This is a genomic window from Paenibacillus sp. LT-B23 (assembly GCF_059417685.1).
In genome coordinates this window covers 1-21,881 of sequence record NZ_JBSQBM010000026.1, presented here as the reverse complement: position 1 = coordinate 21,881, position 21,881 = coordinate 1, and the positions used below count along the sequence as shown (strand labels likewise).

The following is a 21,881-nucleotide window of genomic DNA, read 5'->3' as shown; positions in this document are numbered from 1 at the left end:
CCCTCGCGCGTTAATCTGAATTCAGGATAAATTGATTCCACTTGCGCTGCCAAGCTACATCATTCCAGAACGGATGATGCGGAGCACAGTTGGAGCAGAGGGTCATGCCCCAGAATCCAAGTGCCATTCCTTTTCGCAGCACATATTCAGCGATAAATTTACCGACTGGGCCTTCTTCAAATTGGGCATACAGCGGCGTGTAGCCTACATAGCCTTCTCCTATAACAATTGGAATGCCGGAATGACGGGTCCATTCATGAATTTCTTCCAATCGGGAGTCCGCCTTCTGCAACATGGCCATTTTATGGTCTCCATACCGATCGTACAAAAACAAATCCCATTGATCGGGATCTACCCAGTCGTACAAATAAATAAGCCTCATGCCAACTGGATTGCCTTCCATCCGCCAATTCTGCTCCGGAGGCAGGGTCCACTCTGCAAATGGAGGAGCGTCTTCTCTTAATAGGGATTGTACAAATGGATTGGGGAACGGCGACAACTCATCATCAAGCCCGGCCGCTTCCATAAGCTCATTGAGCACCCCTTTAATATAAAGATGAAAATGGGCAACCTGCATATTGCGCGCAACGTAAGCTTTAGGGTAGGCTTCATTTAACGTATAGCTGGCCGTCATCATAATATCGGGATGACATTGGCGAAGATATCCAACAGCTTCCTCTACGTAGGGCTGCATGGCTTCAATAAGCGCTGGTACATTCGTTTCTGCTATACCTTCAGACGTTCCAACAGCGTTTAACTGCCCAAACTCCACTTCGTTATGCAACTCTGTATAGATAATCTGGTTCCTATAGCCTTCCGCTGTAGCGAAACGAATCAACTGATCCATCGACCTTGCGATGGCCATAAATCTTTCCTTTGGAGGAATTGCAGCTAATTCATCTCTAAGCTCAGCATGAGCCAGGAAGCTGGGACTCTGCTGATATTCCCAAGAGGATAACATAATGTAACAGTTATGAGCCTTTGCTTGTCTAAACAGTTCAAGTAAATGAGCATGCCCATCCAGCACTGCACCACCGCGACAGTTATACCAGCGCGTACGCTGACCTACTTCCCCAAGGTTCGCAAACTTCAAGGGTCCGGGGCGTTTGCCATCCGCCGTAAACAACATGAACGGCATAGCACATATTCGGATCGTATTGTAGCCTCTTTCGACCGCTTCTTTAAAACGGGCTTCAAGATCGCTGTAGGGCTCACCTTCCTGTGTCATTGTATACCAAGAGAAGTCCCACATGGTGATCGTCAATTTGCGCGGTACATTTCTCAAGAAATTACTCATTTGAGCTCCCCTCCCAGTCCATATGATTCAATGCTCCTTGGTGGTTAGCTTCCAGCTTAAGCACAGATTCAAAATGCAGGATAGCTTCGTCCTGTCGCCCTAATCCAAGCAAGCCAAGTGCTTTCATATAAGTACAATGGATCTGATTACGAATATTCAAATCATCTTCAAAAATGAGAAAGTCGGGTAATGAAACCGCGAAGTAATCCATTTTCACGGGTTCGAACAAGTTTCTTTCAGCGTAATCAATTAGCTTGTTGAATCGACGAGTGCCTTCCTTCACATGACCAAGTTTCTTCCAGGCTAATCCTTGGTAAAATATCATATCTGGCTGTTGATCGTTGTAATACATGGCGTTGATGGGTTCCTCCAGTCCTTGAGAGGCCGTGGAAAAGGCCAGCGTTGCCTCATCTGTTAATTTCAATAGCTCATACGCGCAGCCCAAATAATAATAGATATCGTTATCCTGGGAACCCTTTAGCTTACCTTCCCCAAGATTCTCTGGATAAACTAAAGCCTCCCGCAGCCCTTTTACAGCCTGTTCAATCCGTCCAGACCTCAGGTCGGACTTGGCAAGCTCTACTTTGGCCAGCCTATACTGTCCGGTTACCTTCCCCTCTCCGCCTTCCCATGGGTGAAATGTTCTCCCCGCCAGCAAGGACAACGCTATCTTATGCTGCTTCATCGTATTGTGAACGGTTACATATTCCAAAAACAGATCATCGCGAAGCTTTATGATTCCCGGATAATTCTCCATTAGGTTCAATCTGTCGTTGGGCTTGATGTTCAGCTTCTTATAAAGCTGGTCAAGCTCATAAAGAACACGCGCGTCTGATGTATTGCATGCATAGGCCTGCTCTAACGAATGGCGAGCCTTCTCTACTTGGCCTTGTTTGTTAAAATATCCAAGAGCAAGATTACGGTGAACGACGGGGAAGGTATCATCAATGGAACGAGATATTTCCCAGCTAACAATGGCATCCAAATGCCGTTTCTTATCATAGAGTAAATTGCCTAAGTAATAATGGGCCTTTCCATCCCCCGGTTTCGTTCGAATTGCAAATTGCAACACGTCTAACTCAAACAAACTGTTAGGAAAGCAGTAATCGGGTACTGCATCGGCTGCCTGCGCGAGAGTCCTGCTCGCCTGCTCAAGCTTGCCGATTTTAGCATAGCAGAAGGCCTGAACGTAATGCAGCATAGGGTAGGTTTGCGCCTGCTCTGGAGCTCCTTCCAGCACGAGTGCCGCATCCTCATAGAGTCCTGCTGCCGCATAGTCCGATGCTATGGCTATATAGTTGTGTACATTTCCACGCATCCATTTTTTCAACTCTTCGAAGACCGTTTTAGCATCAGATCGTAAACCGAGAGCCTCTAATGATAATGCTTGCTCACGGTAAGCTCCAAAATCGGCGATATCGAGCATGATCGTTTCCTTGGAAAAAGCTATTGCCGCTTCGTAGTTGCCCAGCTTACGAATAATAGCCGACTTAAGGTCGCGTGCTTTGTAGTTGCGAGCATTTCGGATGATCGAACGCTCCACCAGCTCCAGTGCTTCTTCATAGTTCCCTTTTTCTGTCGCAATCTGCGCAAGTGAGAAATACCCGCTGTCTTGCCATGCCGCACTCCATACGGATTTATAAAATGCAGAGAACGCTTCATCCATCCGTCCTTGGTGTTTTAGTGACAAACCAAGCTGATAGTAGGCCTCACCGTCATATGGGTTAGCGTTGCGCCAGGTTACCCGCGAAACGGCTTTACGGAAGCACTCTTCGCTTGCTGAATACAAGCCTCTACGAAGAAGCAACGTACCATACGCCACATTTATGCGGCTGTCTTTCTCATCTCTTTTCAGACCCTCAAGATAATACGCCTCGGGTTCGAAGGTGGCATGACGGTATTGCTCCAAGTGTTGTCCTGCTAAATACAACTCTTCGTTCGTTCTTAATTCCTCCGGTTCCGGCAGGGGGGCTGCCGCAGCAGGCATCTGTTCAACTTCCTTTTTCTTCGGCTGGTAGCTAATCAGCTTCCTCCCTGTCGCGTCTTTGACGGTTAAGCATAGTTCATCATCATCATCCTCAGCCAAGAGATCGATTTTCTGTACAAAGGCCATACTAGGTTCCAGATCTACAGATTCTTTAATATAGATTCTCCGACGGCTGCTTAATTCCACGACGGCTTTACGAAATAGAGAAGTCACATAGACTCCAATCTGTGCTATCCCTTCGCTGCGATCAGTGTCCAAACTTACAGCTGCATCAATTGAAGCATTTTGGACCATACCAATATGTTTATAAGGCATAAAATACTGCGAGAATGATTTTTCTTCGTACGGCTGAAGCCAAGTAAAATCTGGTTGGTTATCGGTATATACACCCGTCATCAACTCGATGTAGGGCCCGTCTTCATCAGTTAGATTCCGATCCCATGCCTGGCCGAATTCGCCATTTCCCCATGTCCATTGCTTTTTTCCGGGAGAGATATGATGGTTGGCCACATGCAAAAGCCCGGCTTGCTTCCTATGGTCGTAACCACCTATGAAATTGTAGTCCGATTTATAGGCCATATATGAAGTGGGGACAGGAATATTTTTGTATCGGGAGATATCTACGCCTTCAGAATAATCCATTTTATAATAAGTGCCTGTAGCGATCGGGAAACAGGATACATCTCGCTTTCCATGGTCGAACACAGCCGATACGTCCGGAGGAAAAACAGATTGAGTGTGATCATGTACCGCTACGGCTGGATTTGCCCACCACAGAAACGTTTGTGGCTCGGCAGTCCGATTGTATAGCTGGACCCCAATTTTAAGGTATGCTTTATCCGGTTGAAGTGTAAAACCAGCGGTTACTTTAGTGCCGAACATGCGGTCAATTTCGCTCACCCATACCGTTGCACTTCCGTCCTCATGTTCTTCCAACTTGTATTCAACAGGTCCGTAAGTGTTGGGACGGTGATGCTGGGGCCAGTTGAACTCAATGCCTCCAGATATCCACGGCCCCAACAAGCCAACAAGCGCTGGTTTGATGACCCTGTTATAATAAACAAAATCGTAACCGTTGGTCTTGTCGACCGCACGATAAATGCGGCCTCCAAGCTCTGGCATGATCTCAATACGCAAGTATTTATTTTCCAGAAAAACCAACTGATAATTTTCGAGCTTTTTATCATCCTCAATTTTATCAATTACCGGATGCGGATACACTCGACCGGAACTTCCTTGGTAGACACGTTTCTCCAGAAACATTGGATTTTTGTCGGGTTTGCCAATGCCGTACGTAGGGATCTGCACGGTTTCCTCCCACACGCCCGCCTTAGCGTCGAAGATGCTCAAATCCATCACTCCTTTGTAGTCGCTCTTATATTCAGAGCTTACAAGTAAGCAACATTACAGACAATTGACAATCCACTGTTTATGATGGACTATATACGTATTTCATCATTAGAGCCGCCTAAGGCTAGGAGATGGATAGATTATGAATAAGAAAGCTGATGGATTTGAGGGTGAAAGGTTATATGTCCTTCCACCCTATATATTGAATAAATTAAAATTGAATCCGCTTACAAACAATCTATATATTACGGATATAGGCTGCTTTAGCTATGCCCGCCATCATTTTCGTGAAAGAACGCATGGCTGTGACTCTTATATATTCATTTACTGTGCCCGCGGAAAAGGTTGGGTACGAACGGAGGATAACATAACCATTTGCATGACGGAGCGAAGCTTTGCTTACATTCCCAGGGACATACCGCATGCTTATGGGGCTGACGATGAAGATCCTTGGACGATTTACTGGTTTCATCTTCAAGGGGACCAAATTGACGATTTTATGGTATTGTTTGAGCCTTTTAAAACGTATGTTTCGATGGCCGCCAGTGATGAAGTCAAACTACTGGAGCTATTTCATCAGTGTTACGACCTTTTATTGAACAAATCATACTCCATTATACATTTAGTTCAAGTGTCGCAAACTATCCGTTATCTGCTGAGTTTTGTTTTATCCGTTGCATTTCGTAAGGAAGACAATACTCACCAGAGCTATGTTGATAAGGCAACACGTTATATGAGCGAACAATTGGAATCCACCGTTTCATTGGAGGAGCTTAGCCGGCATGTTCAGGTATCCAAGCAGCATTTGAACCTGATATTCAAGCAATCAACCGGCTACTCTCCTGTCGATTACTATTTAAGAATGAAGATACAGAGGGCCGGTCAGCTTTTGGACTTAACGAATGCTTCTATTAAAGAAATTAGCATACAACTCGGTTTTAGGGACCCTTATTACTTCTCCAGACTGTTCAAAAAAATAATGGGCTGCTCACCTTTGGAATACCGAAATAATCTGAAGGGTTGACCCATAGATGAGCCCCCCGTTCACTGCATGCACCATTCTCATGGATGATCCCTTAACGACCGGCAGCATACCTAATTAAAAGATGGTAATTGGTTGGTCCACCAACCAATTAATTTATTATCAATAAAATTATAACAAGAAGAAGCGGCGGCTGAGAGGTCAGAAATAGATTACAGTCCATTCCCCGCAAATTTGCTGGTTGTAAGCATTTTGAGGAGTTACTTTAACCCTCAGAGACTATCGTTCTGTTTCTCCCTCTGCTCTTGGCCAGGTACAATGCCTGATCCGCCTTCTCTATCAGCTCCTCCCGCTCTGACGCATGCAAAGGATAATGGGCGATGCCCAGAGAGACCGTAACTCGTGTCGGAATGGGAGCCCTACTTTGTTCCAAAGCCCGACGGACTCTTTCCGCTACGTTGAAGGCTTCCTCAGGTCGGTTCAGCAGAATGACGAACTCTTCGCCGCCGTAGCGATAGCAGACATCATCCGGGCGAAGCGAGGTAACTATAACTTCGGCAACATGTTTCAGAACTTCGTCACCGATGAGATGGCCGTAGGTGTCGTTTACGAATTTAAATTTGTCTACATCCAGCATAATGAGCGAAAACGGCAGACCAGAGGCCATCCATTGACTCATCGCATATTCAAGCGATCTTCGGTTCATTAATCCGGTCAGAACATCCGTCACAGCTTCCTGCGTCAATTGATCCGTCTGCTTCTGAATATTCAACATGGCAAGCAATACGGCCTTGGTGAGCAAATCAGCCTCCTGGCTCCAATGTGGCTTCGCTTCCGGCATAACAATCTTTTCCTTGCCCATCTTGCTCACCAGATTTGCCAAATGGACAAAAGGCCGGGCCAACCTGTACGCTACAAGCATGACTCCTATCAGCAGTATGATGAACGGAAACAACGAATACCAAAGAATTGTCCGAATGTGGCCCATCAGTTGATGATGGATTAGACCAATCGGCGAAACGACCACAATTCCCCATCCGTTGGCCGGGACACTGGAGTACCCGGCAAGCATCTCGACGCCACTGGTGTTGCGAACTTGCTGTTCCCCGCTTTCCCCCTTCATCAACTTCTGCACTACCTTGTTGCTGCTGACATCCTCCCCGAGGAGCTGCTTGTCCGGGTGATACAGCAGGCGTCCGTTGGAATCCACAATATAATAATAAGAACCCGAATCGTCCACATTACTGTTGCCAAAAATATCAGACAGGATATTGTTCTCCTGAAGATAAAGCGTGCCGCTCAAAATACCGAGATATTTATCGGAGCTGCTGAAAATCGGTTGACTCATAAATACGATGAGTCTCTTAGTGTTTGGAGTCATGTAAGGGGAAGAAATATACGGTTTTTGGAGTGCCAAAGCTTCCAGACTGGCCTTAGACGTGATATGCTGACCTGCCGTTCCCACTCTAGCCGGCGCTACATTGCGAATCAGACCGTTGGCTTCGACCACTGTGATGGAATTGAAGAAATTGCTGCTGTTGCGCATCAGATCTAAATAATCGTCCACTTGCTTCGAAGTCATGGCATCAACATCGGAAAGTTTATCGGCACTGTATTCCAAGCTGCCGCGCATGGATCTAAATAAAGAATCCATCGTCTTGGAAATGCGATCAGCGTTGGAGTAATTCAGATGGAGCGTCGTCTCCGTCAATGATTTCTTTTGGGACTCATAAGAACCAACCAGAAGAATGCTTGAGGTTAGCAGAACCACCAGCGTCACCAAGCCCGTAAGCAACGATATGAGACTTAGCTTTTTACTTTGACGATGTTCGGCTCTTCTCGGTGTAGACAAACTATGACCCTCCCTGGTTCCTGAAAACTTGTTAAATCCATAATACATCAAATTCTGAGGTTATTCGACAATTAGTCGGTGAACTCCATCTTCTCATAATATAAATGAGGAAGACTGGCAAAATGCAAGTGCTTCGGGAACTCGAACATGTTTCACTCGGGCACTTCAGGCAACATGATATCTAGCAAGTCATTTCCATCAACTTGGCAATGAAAAGGTCATCTTGGGCATCTCCGCGAACACGCTGTATCGTTGTAGCCGAACACAACCAAGATGGAAAACAGGCCTTTCTCATGAGAACCTTTTAAAACCAGCAGTTTGTTGCGGGGCCCCAAACGAGGTTCTGTTTATTCTCCTTTTGCAGCTAGCCATAAAAATTGTTGTCTGAACACCCCCTATAGAGAAAACAAAAAAAACCGCAATTATCACGGTTTCTTAAGCATGCTATTCTTGTGCTTGGGCAAAAACAAATTTGGCTACAGTTCTTCGCCATTGGATTCAATGACTTTTTTGTACCAGTAGAAGCTCTTCTTCGGCGTTCTGCTCAGATCACCATTGCCATCGTTGTTTTTGTTGACATGGATGAAGCCGTAGCGTTTTTTCATTTCGCCTGTTGAAGCACTAACCAGGTCGATACAACCCCACATCGTATAAGCAATGAGCTCCACGCCGTCTGCTACCGCTTCCTTCATTTGTTCAATGTGACCTCTCAAATATTGAATGCGATAATCATCCTGAATTGAACCATCTTCCTCCACCACATCTACAGCACCCAGGCCGTTCTCTACCACCATCAGTGGAATCTGGTAACGGTCATACAGGTGATTCAGCGTGTAACGCAAACCTTTTGGATCGATCTGCCATCCCCAATCGGACGACTCCAGATATGGATTTTTGATGCCGCCCAGCAGATTACCGCCTGTTTTCTCCAGCGAATCATCCGCACTTTCGACCATGGACATGTAATAGCTGAAGGAGTAGAAATCCACGCATCCTTCCCGCAATGTCTGTTCATCTTCCGGTTGCATCTCGATACGGATTCCCTGCTCGGCAAAGAAACGTTTGGCAAACCCGGGATACGCCCCTCTGACCTGCACATCACCACAGATCATATTCGAAATTTGGTCCTTTTTCTGTGCAAGCAAAATATCGTCCGGATTGCATGTGTTCGGGTACGTTGTCATGAAAGCGACCATACAGCCGATTTGGAAATCGGGGTTGATCTCATGCCCTAGCTTGACCGCCTTCGCACTTGCCACAAATTGATGGTGCAGCGCCTGGAAGCGGGTCTGCGGATCATCGACCCCATCTGTCAGCGTCTCTTTGCCTTCGAACAGAATACCTGCGGCCATATAAGCCCCCAGCGGCATCGTCAGACAGTTGATCTCGTTGAAGGTCAGCCAGTATTTAACCTGATCCTTGTATCTGTTGAAGAGGGTTGTACAATATCGGATGTAACAATCGATAACTTCCCGTGATGCCCAGCCGTTATACTTCTCGGTCAGACCGAATGGCGTTTCATAATGGGAAATGGTCACCAGCGGCTCAATGTTGTACTTTTTCAACTCGGCAAAAACGTTATCATAGAACTGCAATCCCTCTTCGTTCGGCTCCAGATCGTAACCGTTCGGATAGATTCTTGACCAGTTGATCGACATGCGGAACATTTTGAATCCCATTTGGGCCATCAAGGCAATATCCTCTTTGTAATGTCCATAAAAATCAACCGCTTCATGGCTCGGATAATACGTTCCCTCTTCAAGTACAGGCGTGATTCGCCGCGGTGTCGTGTGGGTTCCGCCTGTCATCATATCGGAAGTGCTTGGGCCTTTGCCGCCCATGTTCCATCCACCTTCAAATTGATTGGCAGCCGTTGCTCCACCCCAGAAAAATCCATCTTTCATTGTCATAACCAGTTCCTCCTCCAATGTCTCATCAAGACTTCAAAACTAGTGTAACATCCATACCCTGACACCTTCTGTCATGGTATAATCATGGCATGGAAAATAACCGATTATTCAGAATGATGCTATTGTTATTGGAGAAAAAGAAAGCGACCGCCCCGGAACTGGCCCGTTTGTTCGAAATATCCGTGCGCACGGTGTACCGTGATATCGACAGGCTGAGTGCAGCAGGCATTCCTGTGTACACCACAACCGGAAAACATGGCGGCATTCATCTTATGGACAACTTTGTCATGGACAAGTCTCTCTTGTCCGAAGACGATCAAAATGAAATTTTGCTTGGACTATACAGCGTCAGTGCCATCCCTCATCTCAACAGTGCCCATATGCTGAAACGGTTGACCGCGATGTTTGATCACAAGCTGGAATGGATCGAATTCGATTTCTCCCCCTGGCGCAGCATTTCACTGCAGGAGAGAGAACTGTTCAATCAGGTGAAGCAGGCCATACTCACGAAACAGCTTATGACGTTTCATTATATCGACTCCAATGGTGAACCAAGTTTAGAGACCGTCGAACCTGTCAAATTAATATTCAAAAATAACACCTGGTACTTCAAAGGTAACGGTCAAAGCACGCCGAGCATTACAGAAGCACAGACTTTCAAGATGAAAAGGGTCTCTGAGCTCAAACTGCTGCCAAAGCCCCTCGATCAGAGCATGACAGCGGGATTAAGGGTCTCCGAAAAACACGTTACCAGTCCTCCAGTTTCCATGAAACTGATATTCTCTAGTACCATTGCGTACAGAGTGCATGATTTTTTTGAACCCTCCCGGATTGAAAAACAACCTGATGGCAGGCTGCACGTCTCTCTGGAAGTACATGAGGGGGAACAATTGTATTCGTTCCTGATGTCATTTGGAGCGGAGTTGACCGTGGTTAAACCTCCCCATATTCGGCAGGAACTGCTCAGACGACATATCGATGCGGTAGAACATTTGCAAATGATCACCTTTTGATTTCATATTGACTATTTCCAGACGGACTTGATTCAGCGCCTATACAAATCTAAAGTCTAACATTTGGATTAACCTTGTACTTAAATCGTCGCTTCCTAGTGTAATTAGGTGATCATCAAAACAGGTATGATACCAAAATTCTCGTCCTCCGACATAGGTAGCGATGTTTCTTACAAACTAACTCTCTTAGAGCAGACTAATTCATAATCGTTATTAATCGACTTATTACTTTTAATCTCAACTACGATTACTTACTGTATCCTTGCTTGAAATTATCGATATATGGAGTGTAGAATTCCTTTCCATGAGGCTTGAAGCCATCACCATCACGAATCATGAAGCCAAAAATAAAATGAAGAGCCTCCGTTGCAGTTTTGGAGCGTTTAACCCCTCCTGCAAGCTCGGCGTTGACTTTGTCGCCAAACCGATCCATAGAGCTATGGTGTATTACTTAAGTAAGTACTTTAGTCGCTTCTGAAGTAAAAGGAATCAGTTCGTCTATACGTCCTTCACGAATTTTCTTAGCCCATGCAGGATCGACCAGTAGCGAACGTCCAACTGCCACCATGTCAAATTCTTCATTCTCAAGTCGTTGAACCAGTCCATCGATACCGACGTTATTGGCTCCTTTTCCTTCGCTGAAAAGACTCGTGAACTCACCGTCAAGGCCAACAGATCCAACCGTAATTGTTGGTTTGCCAGTCAACTTTTTGGTCCATCCGGCAAAGTTCAGATCAGAGCCCTCGAATTCCGGCTCCCAGAAACGTCGTGTGGAACAGTGGAAAATATCGACGCCCGCATTAACAAGTGGCGTCAGGAATTGCTCCAGCAATTCCGGAGTTTCTGCCAATTTAGCTTGGAAATCATCAGTCTTCCATTGCGATAAACGCAGAACAATCGGGAATTCCGGTCCAACTACCTCACGGCAAGCCTCAATAACTTCAACTGCAAAGCGTGTGCGTGCAAGCATATCCCCACCATAACGATCTGTACGCGGATTGGTTTTCTCATAGAAGAATTGATCAATCAGATAGCTGTGCGCACCGTGTAACTCAATACCATCGAACCCAAGACGCTTCGCCTCAGAAGCTGCCTGTGCAAATGCCTGGACGATTTCAGTAATTTCAGCTTCCGAATAATCGCCAACATGACCTTTAGCTCCCATATGCCAGATCTGTGGAATGATCCGTCCACCGGCCTCATGTACCTCTGACACTACATTCGCCCAGCCATTTAGTGCAGCTCCGCCATAAAAGTGCGGCACGTTAACTTGATTGGATGCATCCGGATGATTGATTACCGTTCCTTCTGTCACAATAAGACCCACACCGTTCTCCGCTCTGCGGCGGTAATAGGAAGCGACATTTGTACCTGGTATACCGTCCGGAGAAAATTGACGAGTCATCGGTGCCATCACGATCCGATTGGATAATTTCAAGTTGCCTAATTCTATAGGTTGAAACAGCGGTTCTACTGATTGAGAATAATTCATAATAGCCTCCAAAAATTTAGTTTTTTTATAAGATGCTTAGATCGCTTCACAGGCCATGACCCATGTTAATATCAGCTTGACTTACAGATGAATCGTTGAAAGAACTTTATCGAAAAGCCCCACCTCCTTAAATTTCATTGTTAAACCCTCCTTCACTACAACAATGCATTAGTTCTTGACTATGAAGTCAAGAATGAGACAAAAAAAAGATCAAGGCAACATCATGGCAAAAGACGTACGCAAAACCGCCTCGATCTGTTCACGCGATGAACCGGATTTCTCCATAATTTTTACACCCAGTATGGTGTTATATAGATAAGCTGCAAGCTCTTTGCTAGAAAAACGGTTCGAAATTAACTGCTGTTCCTGACCGCTACGGATGATCTTCTCTAAAACCTTTTGAAACTCTTCTGACATCAGTTCATTTTCTCGCGTGACCTGCTCGTCATCTGTTCCGAATTCCAGTGAGGAATTCACCATTAGACATCCTTGGCAGCCGGATTCGTTGTCTAAAAGTGAATGGCGCAAAGAATCCAGTTTATCAAGCGGAGATGAGGCTTGTGCTTCGATCTCCTTCAATGTCCCTACGCTCTGTTCGCGATAGAGTACTAGCGCTTTGAGGAACAATGAGCGTTTGTCATTAAATACGCAATACAAACTTTGCTTCTTGACCCCTGTCGTACGAGTAAGATCCTCATAAGAGGTTGACTTGAATCCTTGATTCCAGAACACTTCCATAGACTGCTGCAATGCACGATCGACATCAAATTCTCTTGGTCTGCTCATAGGATAAAACTACCACTTTTTGACCGCGTAGTCAAAAATTAATCAATAGTCTAATTATAATGATACATCTATTTGTTATCCGGCTACCATTTACATTAAAGGAAAAAGACGCCAAACGCATGGATTCGTTCTGGTTTTACCAAACGTGAAAAACGCAGTATCAACTGTTTCACCGCTTCTTTGGAGCCAGCGTACAGACTATATGTCTCTAACATTTGGCTATTCACTGAAGTGGAAAAGTTGATGATACGGCTGTTTGGACTTAACTGTTTTGCCACAAGCTGAGAAGAGAAATAGCTCGCTGAAATGCACGGTTTAGAAATAAATAGGAGAACGAACATTCTAGTAATATGAAAAAAAACTGTCATTTTACTATAAGCTGCATGGATAGATTAGCTATACGGCGAAGTTTTTCTTTTGTAATCGAAGTTTTGGCTATCACTCTTAACCCAACCCCTACATTATGCAGATATTCCGCCAATTCCCTTGCGTCGTACTCAGATGTGAATTCACCATCTTGCTGCCCCCACAGAATAATGTCCTTGAATAGTTGCTCTGCAGTCAAAAACACTTCAATTGATTTGTTATTAATATCGGCATCACGCGCCGCCAATTCCACCGTCGAATTCACCATTAAGCAGCCAAAAGCTGGATTCTCTTCTCCGCAGATCAAGAAGCTAACAATAAACTGAAGTGCTTCCTTTGCAGTTTTGGAGCTTTTTACCCCTGCTGCAAGTGCGGTGCTAATTTTATTATCATAAAGCTCTACTGCCTTTAGAAACAGCGTATGTTTGTCGCCAAATGTGTCATACAAGCTTCTGCGATGGATTCCCATATGCTCGACCAGATCGGTCATGGATGTCTTCTCGTAGCCCTGTTCCCAAAAAAGTCTCATCGCTTTATCTAATACAACGGACTCTTCGAACTCTTTGCTTCTGGCCATTTGAATTCCCTCCTGTCAAGAAAAAAGATCATTGAATAAAATGATCTCGTAGTCCCCCTTACTTCGTTTTACAGTATACTTTGTTTATTCTCAGAACACGCGAGCAACACCACTTAAGTTGCTTGTAGTTTAGAAGGTCACAATCACTTTGCCCTGGGAGTGGCCCGTCGACACTTTAACCAACGCCTTATTAATGTCATCAAACGTATAAGTTAAATCTATAGAAGGCTTGATATTTTCTTTTTCAACAAGTTTAGTGATTTCTTGTAATTGACTTCCATTGGCTTGCACAAATAAAAAACGATATTCATTTTGATGTTTACGCGCTAAAGAATCTAAGCGAGCACCCACTAGACCAAACAATGCTTTTTTCCACATTGGAAAATGATTGTCAACCGCAAAGCGATAATTAGGTCCGGCTTTCAATGATACCAATTTCCCTTGTGGTTTTAAAATGCCCAGTTCAGCTTTGATCTCTTTGGTACCCAAGGTGTCGATCACATAATCGATATCGGACAGTATGTCAGCATAGTTCTCTGCCTTATAATTTATGAATTGATCAGCCCCGATCAACAGTGTACGTGATTTGCCTCTTTCACTGCCACTTGTAATAACATATAATCCCATTGATTTGGCAATGGGGATTGCCATAGCGCCGAAGCCTCCGGTTCCTCCAGGAATGAATAGCTTTTTATTTGGCTGGGCATCGAGTACTTCGTGTAACGCTTGATAAGCAGTCAAGGCAGTAAGGGGTACCGCAGCAGCTTCAATGAAAGATAGATTTTCAGGCATGATGGATAAAGCATCTTCATTCACGGCCGCATATTCAGCAAAAGCACCGATTTTAGCAAGTGGCAACCTCGTATACACAGGGTCACCAACCTTAAAATTCAAAACATCATCGCCAACGGCTTCAATAACGCCAGATAGTTCATTTCCTAAAGTTAATGGCAACTTATAGTCAGCAATCATCCGAACGCTGCCATTCAAATTAAGAATGTCCAGTGGATTTACACCTGCAGCTTTTACTTTGACAAGTACCTCGTGGCTATTGATCTGTGGTATGTTAACATCATTCAATTTCACTTGGATTTTTTTTGAATATTTCTGTATTTGTGCTGCTCTCATGATTCATCCTCTTCCTTTGCTAATTTTGGGGTAGCACACTATGAATGCAATCACTAGTTACGAGTGTAGGTGGATCAAAATACATTTTTTATGAAAACATCGAACATTTGTAGATAAATCATGGCGTACAACTTTCAGTTGTACGCCATGATTTACCACATACACTATTGTTACCCCTCTTGGGATTCTAATTTTCCATCGTAGGATAATCCGTGTAACCTTTGCTTCCCAGACCAAAGAATGTTGTCGGATCCGCTTCGTTCAATGGCGCACCTTTTTGAAGTCGTTCCACTAAATCTGGATTGGCTAATGACCACACACCAACAGGCACCAGATCAGCAAGGCCACTATCTATATCCACGCTAAGATCTTCCAGAGCTCGTCCAGCACGATTGACTAACAAAGGATTCGTCCAGATTGAACGAATGTCTTGGAGCAGTTTTTCGTTTCCAAGGTGCATGACATGAAGGTAAGCTAAATCCAATTGAGCTAATTCTTTTACAAGATAACGATAAAGTTCAGGACCTTGTTCACCATCTTGAATCCCACCAAGAGGTGTTCCTGGCGAGATACGGAAGCCTGTTCTTTCTGCTCCAATTTCTTCGACGATGGCTTTCGTTACTTCAATCGCGAAGCGAGCACGATTTTCTATAGATCCCCCATATTCATCCGTCCGTGTATTCGAATTTTCTCCGATAAATTGATTAATCAGATAGCCATTGGCTCCATGAATTTCAACGCCATCCGCACCTGCTTTAATAGCCGCTGCTGCTGCTTTTCGGAAATCTGCAATAGTCGTTTGAATATCCTCTTTGCTTAACTCACGCGGAACGGGGATGTCCTGCATACCTTTAGCAGTAAACATTTCTACACCTGGCGCGATTGCAGATGGCGCAACAGGTTGACGATGATGTGGTGTATTGTCTGGGTGCGACATGCGACCAGCATGCATTAATTGGATATACATATATCCACCTGCTTCATGCACTGCATCTGTAACCTTTTTCCATCCTTCAATATGCTTATCCATATAGATCCCAGGTGTCCATAAGTACCCTTGACCATCATCAGAAGGTTGTGTACCTTCCGTAATAACGAGTCCCATTGACGCTCGTTGAGCATAATAAAGGGAAGTTAGCTCTCCCGGTACACCATCTTCTTGCGATCTACTACGTGTCATTGGTGCCATTGCTAAACGATGTGGTAGTTCCATTATTCCAATGTTCGTTTTACTCCACAACTTCTCCATTCTGATACTCTCCTCTTCAAATGAAATTATATGGATATATGAATTCGATTTAAAATTCTGAAATTATTGGATATATTTCGCCTCTCAGATTGAAATCATAGTTCTGGTCTACAATCCCTACCACCTCGTTGCTATCATAAAGATCTACCATGAAGCCCGCCATTTGTTTGGCAGTGTGGTACTTAGGCATGTTTGCTTTGTAATCAAATTCTTCAGCATCTATGGATTTCTTCACGAATTCCGTTTCCGTTATAGCTGGTGCTAAAACTTTTGCCTTTAGTTTTGCCCCTTTCAGTTCTAGTTCTTTTGCAAGCCCTTCTGTGAAGGCACTAACGTAGTATTTAGATGCAGAATAAGCAACGCTCCCAACAGCAATGGCATATCCGAGTGCGGATGAGACGTTAATTAACTGAGTTCCTTCTACATCAGCATAATCTCGCACATATAGTGTAGAAAGGATCGTCAAGGATTCGATATTAACACGTAACATGGTTTCAACTTTATCTAAATTCTGTTTTGCTACAAATGAAGCTTCACCAAGCCCCGCATTGTTAATCCAGGTCTCAATTTGGTATTCCTTTAAATTGTTATACAGTGTGTAGGCCTGATCTGTAACAGACAGATCACTTGTACGAACAATAATATTTACATTAGGATCAATTTCCTGAATTGTTGATTTAAGCTCTTCTAACTTATCTAATCTTCTAGCTACCAAAATTAAGTTTTTGCCACGTGCAGCAAATGCCAATGCCGTCTCATATCCAATTCCTGAACTTGCTCCTGTGATAACTGTGTACTTCATAATATTCTCTCCTTCATAAAATGCAGATTATTGTACATGAATTTCAAAAACAAATTTAGAACGATCATTCTTATTTAGGTAAAAAAGTTAGATCTAACTTCCTTTAAGTATATCGATTTTAGAACGAACAGTAAAGAATTATTTTCGCGGTAAAAATTTTAATTTTGAGACCGAATTTCTTGTCTTGTTTGGGGCATAAGATACAAGTTCTTTCCTCCGCTAGAGGGACAAGAACTTGTATCGCGGAAACAAAAAACTTCCATTTAGGTGACTCCTTTTGCCCGATAAGTTGTAATTACACTTTTAATCTAATCCGGACAGTGTCATATCAATAATATCCTTTAATTTTTGTTGATCCGCTGTTGTCTTAACCAACGTCCGTAGCCCCAACCAGGCATTCATTAAATAATGGGAAATAACTCTAGGTTCAAAGTTAGCCTTGATCTCACCCGTTTGCTGACCCTCCAGAATAAGGGTAGCCAATAATTCCTCAGTTTGGGTATAACTCTTCTGTACCAGGGATGCAACTTCTGGATCCAACACGCCCAGCTCCACGCCTGAATTCACGAGGAAACATCCTAGAGGTTCTCCTTCATTTCTTAATGTCGACTCGAACATTTCTCGAATTAAGTCCTTGACCGGTTTTTGTCTTTCAACCAGACATTTCATTTTGCTGGTCTGCTTAGTTTCATATCGTTCGAGTGCCTTCATAAATAAGGCATGCTTATCACCAAAAGTATCATAGATACTTCTTCGGTGAATGCCCATAAAATTAACCAATTCTTGCATTGAAGTTTTCTCATATCCTTGTGCCCAGAACAGGCGTATTGCTTTATCTAATACTTCATTAACTTCAAATTCCTTGGATCTTGCCATTGTAATCACCTCGAATCATCATTATACATTGAAGTGAACGATCGGCAAACTGGAAAGAAGAACATGAATAAAATCAAACGATAAGTCGCTTGATTTTATTCTTGGTGTATGGAATACAGGTATGATGCCTATCTTATATATTTAACGCAGGATTCTTCGTTTGTCTGCTTGTAACCAATCGGGTGTCCAACCTTTTTCCAACGCATCCAGGGTTACTCCTGGTGGAACAATGGCATCTATCGCATCCAGTATATCGCTGCTTAATCGGATGTCACTACCCTTTAACGTTTCCCGGAGTTGTTCAATTGTTCTTGCCCCAACAATGGCAGAAGTAATGGACGAATGAGCTTGTGTGAATGCCATAGCAAGATGAGGTAAAGTTAATCCTGCTTCATCTGCAAGTGTTTGGAGTTGGGCTATGGCTTCAAACTTGATGCGGTTTTCTTCTCGATTAGGGTCAACAACAGATTTTAAGCGTCCAGCGAAGGTGGCTGCTCTTGAATCCGGGGCGACAGCTTCTCCTGAACGGTATTTTCCCGTTAATAAGCCACCCGAAAGTGGGCTCCAAACCAAAACACCCATTCCATATTTTGCTGTGGCAGCAAGCAGATCGAATTCGATACTTCGGTTTAAAATGGAATACGGGGCTTGCTCAGAGACAAAACGTGCTACATTTTTGCGTTCGCTAGTCCATTGAGCTTCGGTCACTTGCCATGCCTGAAAATTGGATGTACCAATATAGCGAATCTTCCCTTCACGAACCAGGTCCGTAAGTGCGTCAAGACTCTCTTCAATATCGGTATGGAGATCCGGCTGATGTAGTTGATACAAATCGATATAATCCGTTTGCAACCTTCTCAAGCTACCCTCTACTGCACGCTTAATCCAATATTTCGAGTTACCGGATTGATTAAGTCCACTACCCATGGGCATTCCGCCTTTCGTGGCCAGAATAACATCCTGTCTGCGTTCTTTTAGAATGTGACCCAGAATTTCTTCGGATTGACCACTTGAATAGACATCCGCAGTATCGATCAGGTTAATTCCTCCAGCCAAAGCTTCATCCAACATGACTGCAGCTTCTTTCTCCGTGTTGTTCCCCCAAAAACCAAAAGTACCTGTACCTAATACAAAACTGCTTACTTTAAGGCCTGTATTTCCTAATACACGATATTCCATGTTCAATCCATCCCTTCTCCATCTGTTATAATGAGAATGATCATTCTAATATATTTGCAAAAATTCTCTGTTTTTCTTTTGAACAGATGATCCCAATCAATTCAAAAACTGCGACTGCATCTATCCACCACTACTCTTATGCATTAATGGCTAAGCCATAATTGATATATCTTTCATGTCTCCAGTTCCTCACAATTCATCACATACGATGTGAGTTCACCGACGAGGTCATGATTAAATTTGGTTACCACGGAACTTGAGTGTCCATGTAATAGAATTCACCGGTCGGGCCGTCCTCTGGCAAAGTCGCTAACCGAACTGCTGTAATCGCTCCATCTGCTTCGGACAGCTCTGCATTTTCCCCACCCATTTGCGTTTTGACCAAGCCTGGATGCGTGGAATTGATTTTCAGGTTTGTGTCCTTCCATTTTTGTGACCAATATACCGTAAGCAAATTTAGTGATGCTTTGGATGCCGAATATGCCGGACTGGCCATCGCCTGCACAGATTCGTTGGATAAATTTAACTGAATCGATCCCAAAGCACTGCTTTGATTGACGATTCTTCCCGCATCGCTTTTTAATAACAGTGGCAACAAAGCTTCCGTAATATAATATGGCGCGAAGGTGTTTACTTCGAACGTATCACGCAGGAAATCCCCTTCATATCCCGAATTATCGACCAAGATTCCCGCATTGTTCACCAGTATATCTAGACGGCCATATTCCTTATCAATGAAGTGAACCAATTCAGCAATGTGCTCAGCATTCGTAACTTCGAGCTGTACACCAATAGCTTGAATACCTTCAACCTGCAGTTTGCTTGCAGCCTCGTCGGCCTTCGATTTCGTACGTGCACCAACCAATACTGTTATTCCTTGCTGACCTAATTGTCTGGCAACTTCGAAACCGATTCCTTTATTTGCACCTGTTACAAGTGCGATTTTGTTAGACATTGACCTATTCCTCCTTGTGTGTGTATCTAATAAACATTTAAGAACTATCATTCTAATAAACGTATAAGAACTCCAAGGCAAGATCATATACCACTTCTCATAACTCTTGGCTTCTTACCCGTTTATTCCTCCTACGTCAACAATATAACATATTGAGAACGATCGGTAAATAATAATTATTTATGACCGCAATTAATCGAGCATGTCTTTTGAGTCTTGGCTGCGTCCTACTCTCTCAGGACCTGCGGTCCAAATACCATTAGCGTTAGAAATGGAGAAGAGATAATTCCCTATTGGGTCTGTCATTAAATCTCGAATGCTAAAAATAGCATAATCAATGCTTCTTGAAAGAAAATAAGGACTATCTCCCATAGGAAATAGCCCCTTTACTGTATAGATTTAATTACTTGGATGGGTAAAATCCCTTCAATACATCACGCAATTCTTGCTTGAAGTGGATATCCGGACGTTTTTCTTTAGTCAAAGTTTCCGCCTCTTCCACTGTGGTGGCCAAACCCAGCTCAAGTAACACTCCAGTTGCTACGGTTCCAGTACGTTGCGTCCAGTGTAGGAATCGTTAAAACAATGCCTGTTTTAAAATAAGTTCCCCAAGAAATTTTCACGTCTTTTGAGCTAAGCACATGTAGCCACAACAATGTAGCTAATGAACCAATCGGGGTTATTTTCGGTCCCAAATCCGATCGCGTAAATCAGCGCCTCTTTGATCATAGTGGTTGTATGGGTGGCATCTATAGCAAGCGCATCAATCATGACCATAGGCATGTTATTCATCACCGACGAGATAACAGCCGCGATAAAACCCATGCCCATGGTGCTACAAACATACCTTGATCGGCAGCCGCTTGAATCACATGAGCCAGCAGATCCGTCAAACCGGCATTACGCAGGCCATACACCACAACATACATGCCGATGGAGAAAAATACGATAGCCCATGGAGCGCCCTTCATAACTTCTTTCAACGGTACCGCAGGGCTACTTCTCGCCATCAGCAAGAAAAAGACGGCAATGATATCGGCTACAGCCGAGACAGGAATACTAAAAAATTCACATGCACAGTAGCCAACCAACAGCACCGCGAGAATGATCCAGGACATACGGAGCATTTTTGGATTTTTAATCGCTTCTGTAGGTGTCATTAATTGTGCGGCATCAAACGTTTTTGGTATCCTTTTGCGGAAAAAGAGATACAGTACTACCATACTAGCCAATAAGGAAAATAATCTTCTCATCCAATTTCAGTGCCCGAACCATCGCTAGAACAATCGGTGTCAAAATTAAGGCCGCACCGTAACTTAACTAATGTATATCTATCCATAAATATTCATTTCTCATCAATTGTGAAATTTTTTTCTCATTTGATCTGAAAATATTCTCATTAATTATGACACCACATGTGAGTAATGCTTATAAATGAGACTAAATAAGCACAAAATAGGCTGTTTTTATGGTTACAAATGAGATTAATTATATCGTAACTTGAGACTTTTTGTATTTTATATAATTATGGTTGAGACTTTACGTTTTCTATGACTAACGGTAGATCAAAATATAAAAAATTCAGCTTCTACTAAACTCTGAGTAGACCGATAATACTAAATTCGCCGAATTGTATAGACGTAAGGTAAGCTATGAGTGTAGATAATCGATTTGCAGAACTGTTAACTGTATATTTATTAAATATTTATTAAATAGATGGTTATGAGTAAAAAATAATACCCTAATTGCACTCACTGTTAAAGTTTGATTCTTAATTAAATCAGTAGATCTCTCACACAGTTTCTAATGGTTTGGATTGTCAACATTAAACTAGACAATTTTTTTGTGGTGCCTCTGCTTGAACTCAGCAGGACTCAAGTAATCCAGAGAACCGTGAATCCGAATATGGTTAAACCAGTGCACATAGTCATGTAATTCTGTGGCTAGCTCAGCTAGACTTTCAAAATGACGTTTCTTCACAAACTCCGTTTTGAAAATTTTAAAAGTGGCCTCCGCAACGGCATTGTCATAGGGACAGCCTCTCATACTCAAAGAACGCTCAATCTGAAAAGCCTCCAGC

General features: G+C 43.5%; 19 protein-coding genes and 1 pseudogene. 2 read left to right on the top strand and 18 right to left on the bottom strand.

All coding sequences use genetic code 11. From position 1 onward, the window contains the following. Window positions 1-10 precede the first annotated feature (10 nt). Both ACWXW9_RS24850 and ACWXW9_RS24845 read right to left on the bottom strand, forming a co-directional pair. Window positions 11-1,297: a cellulase-like family protein gene (locus ACWXW9_RS24850; protein WP_494931595.1), complete on the bottom strand. Its 1,287-nt coding sequence runs from the start codon at window positions 1,295-1,297 to the stop codon at window positions 11-13. Beyond that, window positions 1,290-4,640 carry a DUF5107 domain-containing protein gene (locus ACWXW9_RS24845; protein ID WP_494931594.1) on the bottom strand — a complete coding sequence of 1,117 codons (3,351 nt, stop codon included), beginning with the start codon at window positions 4,638-4,640 and terminating at the stop codon, window positions 1,290-1,292. Before ACWXW9_RS24845 ends, ACWXW9_RS24850 begins: the two co-directional genes overlap by 8 nt. A gap of 136 nt (window positions 4,641-4,776) precedes the next feature. Between ACWXW9_RS24845 and ACWXW9_RS24840 the strand changes: the two genes are divergently transcribed. Continuing rightward, window positions 4,777-5,658: a helix-turn-helix domain-containing protein gene (locus tag ACWXW9_RS24840; RefSeq protein ID WP_494931593.1), complete on the top strand. Its 882-nt coding sequence runs from the start codon at window positions 4,777-4,779 to the stop codon at window positions 5,656-5,658. A gap of 223 nt (window positions 5,659-5,881) precedes the next feature. On the opposite strand, the gene ACWXW9_RS24835 is transcribed toward ACWXW9_RS24840, so the two are convergent. Both ACWXW9_RS24835 and ACWXW9_RS24830 read right to left on the bottom strand, forming a co-directional pair. After that, on the bottom strand, window positions 5,882-7,468 hold the full coding sequence (locus ACWXW9_RS24835) for a sensor domain-containing diguanylate cyclase (protein ID WP_494931592.1): 1,587 nt from the start codon (window positions 7,466-7,468) through the stop codon (window positions 5,882-5,884). A gap of 476 nt (window positions 7,469-7,944) precedes the next feature. Beyond that, window positions 7,945-9,378 (bottom strand): glycoside hydrolase family 1 protein, encoded by a 1,434-nt coding sequence (locus tag ACWXW9_RS24830; RefSeq protein WP_494931591.1) that lies wholly within the window; start codon window positions 9,376-9,378, stop codon window positions 7,945-7,947. Between the two features lie 113 nt (window positions 9,379-9,491). On the opposite strand from ACWXW9_RS24830, the gene ACWXW9_RS24825 reads away from it, so the two are divergent. Further along, window positions 9,492-10,391: a helix-turn-helix transcriptional regulator gene (locus ACWXW9_RS24825; RefSeq protein WP_494931590.1), complete on the top strand. Its 900-nt coding sequence runs from the start codon at window positions 9,492-9,494 to the stop codon at window positions 10,389-10,391. Between the two features lie 247 nt (window positions 10,392-10,638). On the opposite strand, the gene ACWXW9_RS24820 is transcribed toward ACWXW9_RS24825, so the two are convergent. From ACWXW9_RS24820 to ACWXW9_RS24755, 14 genes and pseudogenes are all read right to left on the bottom strand, one after another. Continuing rightward, a complete protein-coding gene (locus ACWXW9_RS24820; RefSeq protein ID WP_494931589.1) occupies window positions 10,639-10,824 on the bottom strand; it encodes a hypothetical protein in 186 nt (61 codons plus the stop codon). Between the two features lie 18 nt (window positions 10,825-10,842). Beyond that, window positions 10,843-11,883, bottom strand: coding sequence for an NADH:flavin oxidoreductase (locus ACWXW9_RS24815; RefSeq protein ID WP_494931588.1), 1,041 nt, complete (start codon window positions 11,881-11,883; stop codon window positions 10,843-10,845). 210 nt (window positions 11,884-12,093) lie between these two features. Next, the gene (locus ACWXW9_RS24810; RefSeq protein ID WP_494931587.1) at window positions 12,094-12,669 is read right to left on the bottom strand and encodes a TetR/AcrR family transcriptional regulator; all 576 of its coding nucleotides are present in this window, start codon (window positions 12,667-12,669) and stop codon (window positions 12,094-12,096) included. Window positions 12,670-13,033: 364 nt separating this feature from the next. Further along, window positions 13,034-13,612 (bottom strand): TetR/AcrR family transcriptional regulator, encoded by a 579-nt coding sequence (locus ACWXW9_RS24805; protein ID WP_494931586.1) that lies wholly within the window; start codon window positions 13,610-13,612, stop codon window positions 13,034-13,036. A gap of 129 nt (window positions 13,613-13,741) precedes the next feature. Beyond that, on the bottom strand, window positions 13,742-14,740 hold the full coding sequence (locus ACWXW9_RS24800; protein ID WP_494931585.1) for an NADP-dependent oxidoreductase: 999 nt from the start codon (window positions 14,738-14,740) through the stop codon (window positions 13,742-13,744). A gap of 187 nt (window positions 14,741-14,927) precedes the next feature. Continuing rightward, entirely contained in the window at window positions 14,928-15,989 is a 1,062-nt protein-coding gene (locus ACWXW9_RS24795; RefSeq protein ID WP_494931584.1) for an alkene reductase, read from the bottom strand. A 49-nt stretch (window positions 15,990-16,038) separates the two neighbouring features. Further along, window positions 16,039-16,791 (bottom strand): SDR family NAD(P)-dependent oxidoreductase, encoded by a 753-nt coding sequence (locus ACWXW9_RS24790; protein ID WP_494931583.1) that lies wholly within the window; start codon window positions 16,789-16,791, stop codon window positions 16,039-16,041. Window positions 16,792-17,094: 303 nt separating this feature from the next. Further along, the gene (locus ACWXW9_RS24785; RefSeq protein ID WP_494931582.1) at window positions 17,095-17,667 is read right to left on the bottom strand and encodes a TetR/AcrR family transcriptional regulator; all 573 of its coding nucleotides are present in this window, start codon (window positions 17,665-17,667) and stop codon (window positions 17,095-17,097) included. 141 nt (window positions 17,668-17,808) lie between these two features. Next, entirely contained in the window at window positions 17,809-18,846 is a 1,038-nt protein-coding gene (locus tag ACWXW9_RS24780; protein WP_494931581.1) for an aldo/keto reductase, read from the bottom strand. Window positions 18,847-19,090: 244 nt separating this feature from the next. Next, entirely contained in the window at window positions 19,091-19,801 is a 711-nt protein-coding gene (locus ACWXW9_RS24775; RefSeq protein WP_494931580.1) for an SDR family oxidoreductase, read from the bottom strand. A gap of 192 nt (window positions 19,802-19,993) precedes the next feature. After that, window positions 19,994-20,173, bottom strand: a complete 180-nt coding sequence (locus ACWXW9_RS24770) for a hypothetical protein (RefSeq protein WP_494931579.1) — start codon at window positions 20,171-20,173, stop codon at window positions 19,994-19,996. 31 nt (window positions 20,174-20,204) lie between these two features. Then, window positions 20,205-20,333 carry a hypothetical protein gene (locus ACWXW9_RS24765; RefSeq protein WP_494931578.1) on the bottom strand — a complete coding sequence of 43 codons (129 nt, stop codon included), beginning with the start codon at window positions 20,331-20,333 and terminating at the stop codon, window positions 20,205-20,207. Beyond that, a pseudogene (locus ACWXW9_RS24760) lies at window positions 20,323-21,112 on the bottom strand (ArsB/NhaD family transporter); the annotation flags it as partial. The pseudogene ACWXW9_RS24760 and the gene ACWXW9_RS24765, both read right to left, overlap by 11 nt. 519 nt (window positions 21,113-21,631) lie before the next feature. Further along, window positions 21,632-21,881 (bottom strand): IS3 family transposase (locus ACWXW9_RS24755; RefSeq protein WP_494931577.1); only part of this gene is annotated, 250 nt, incomplete at its 5' end.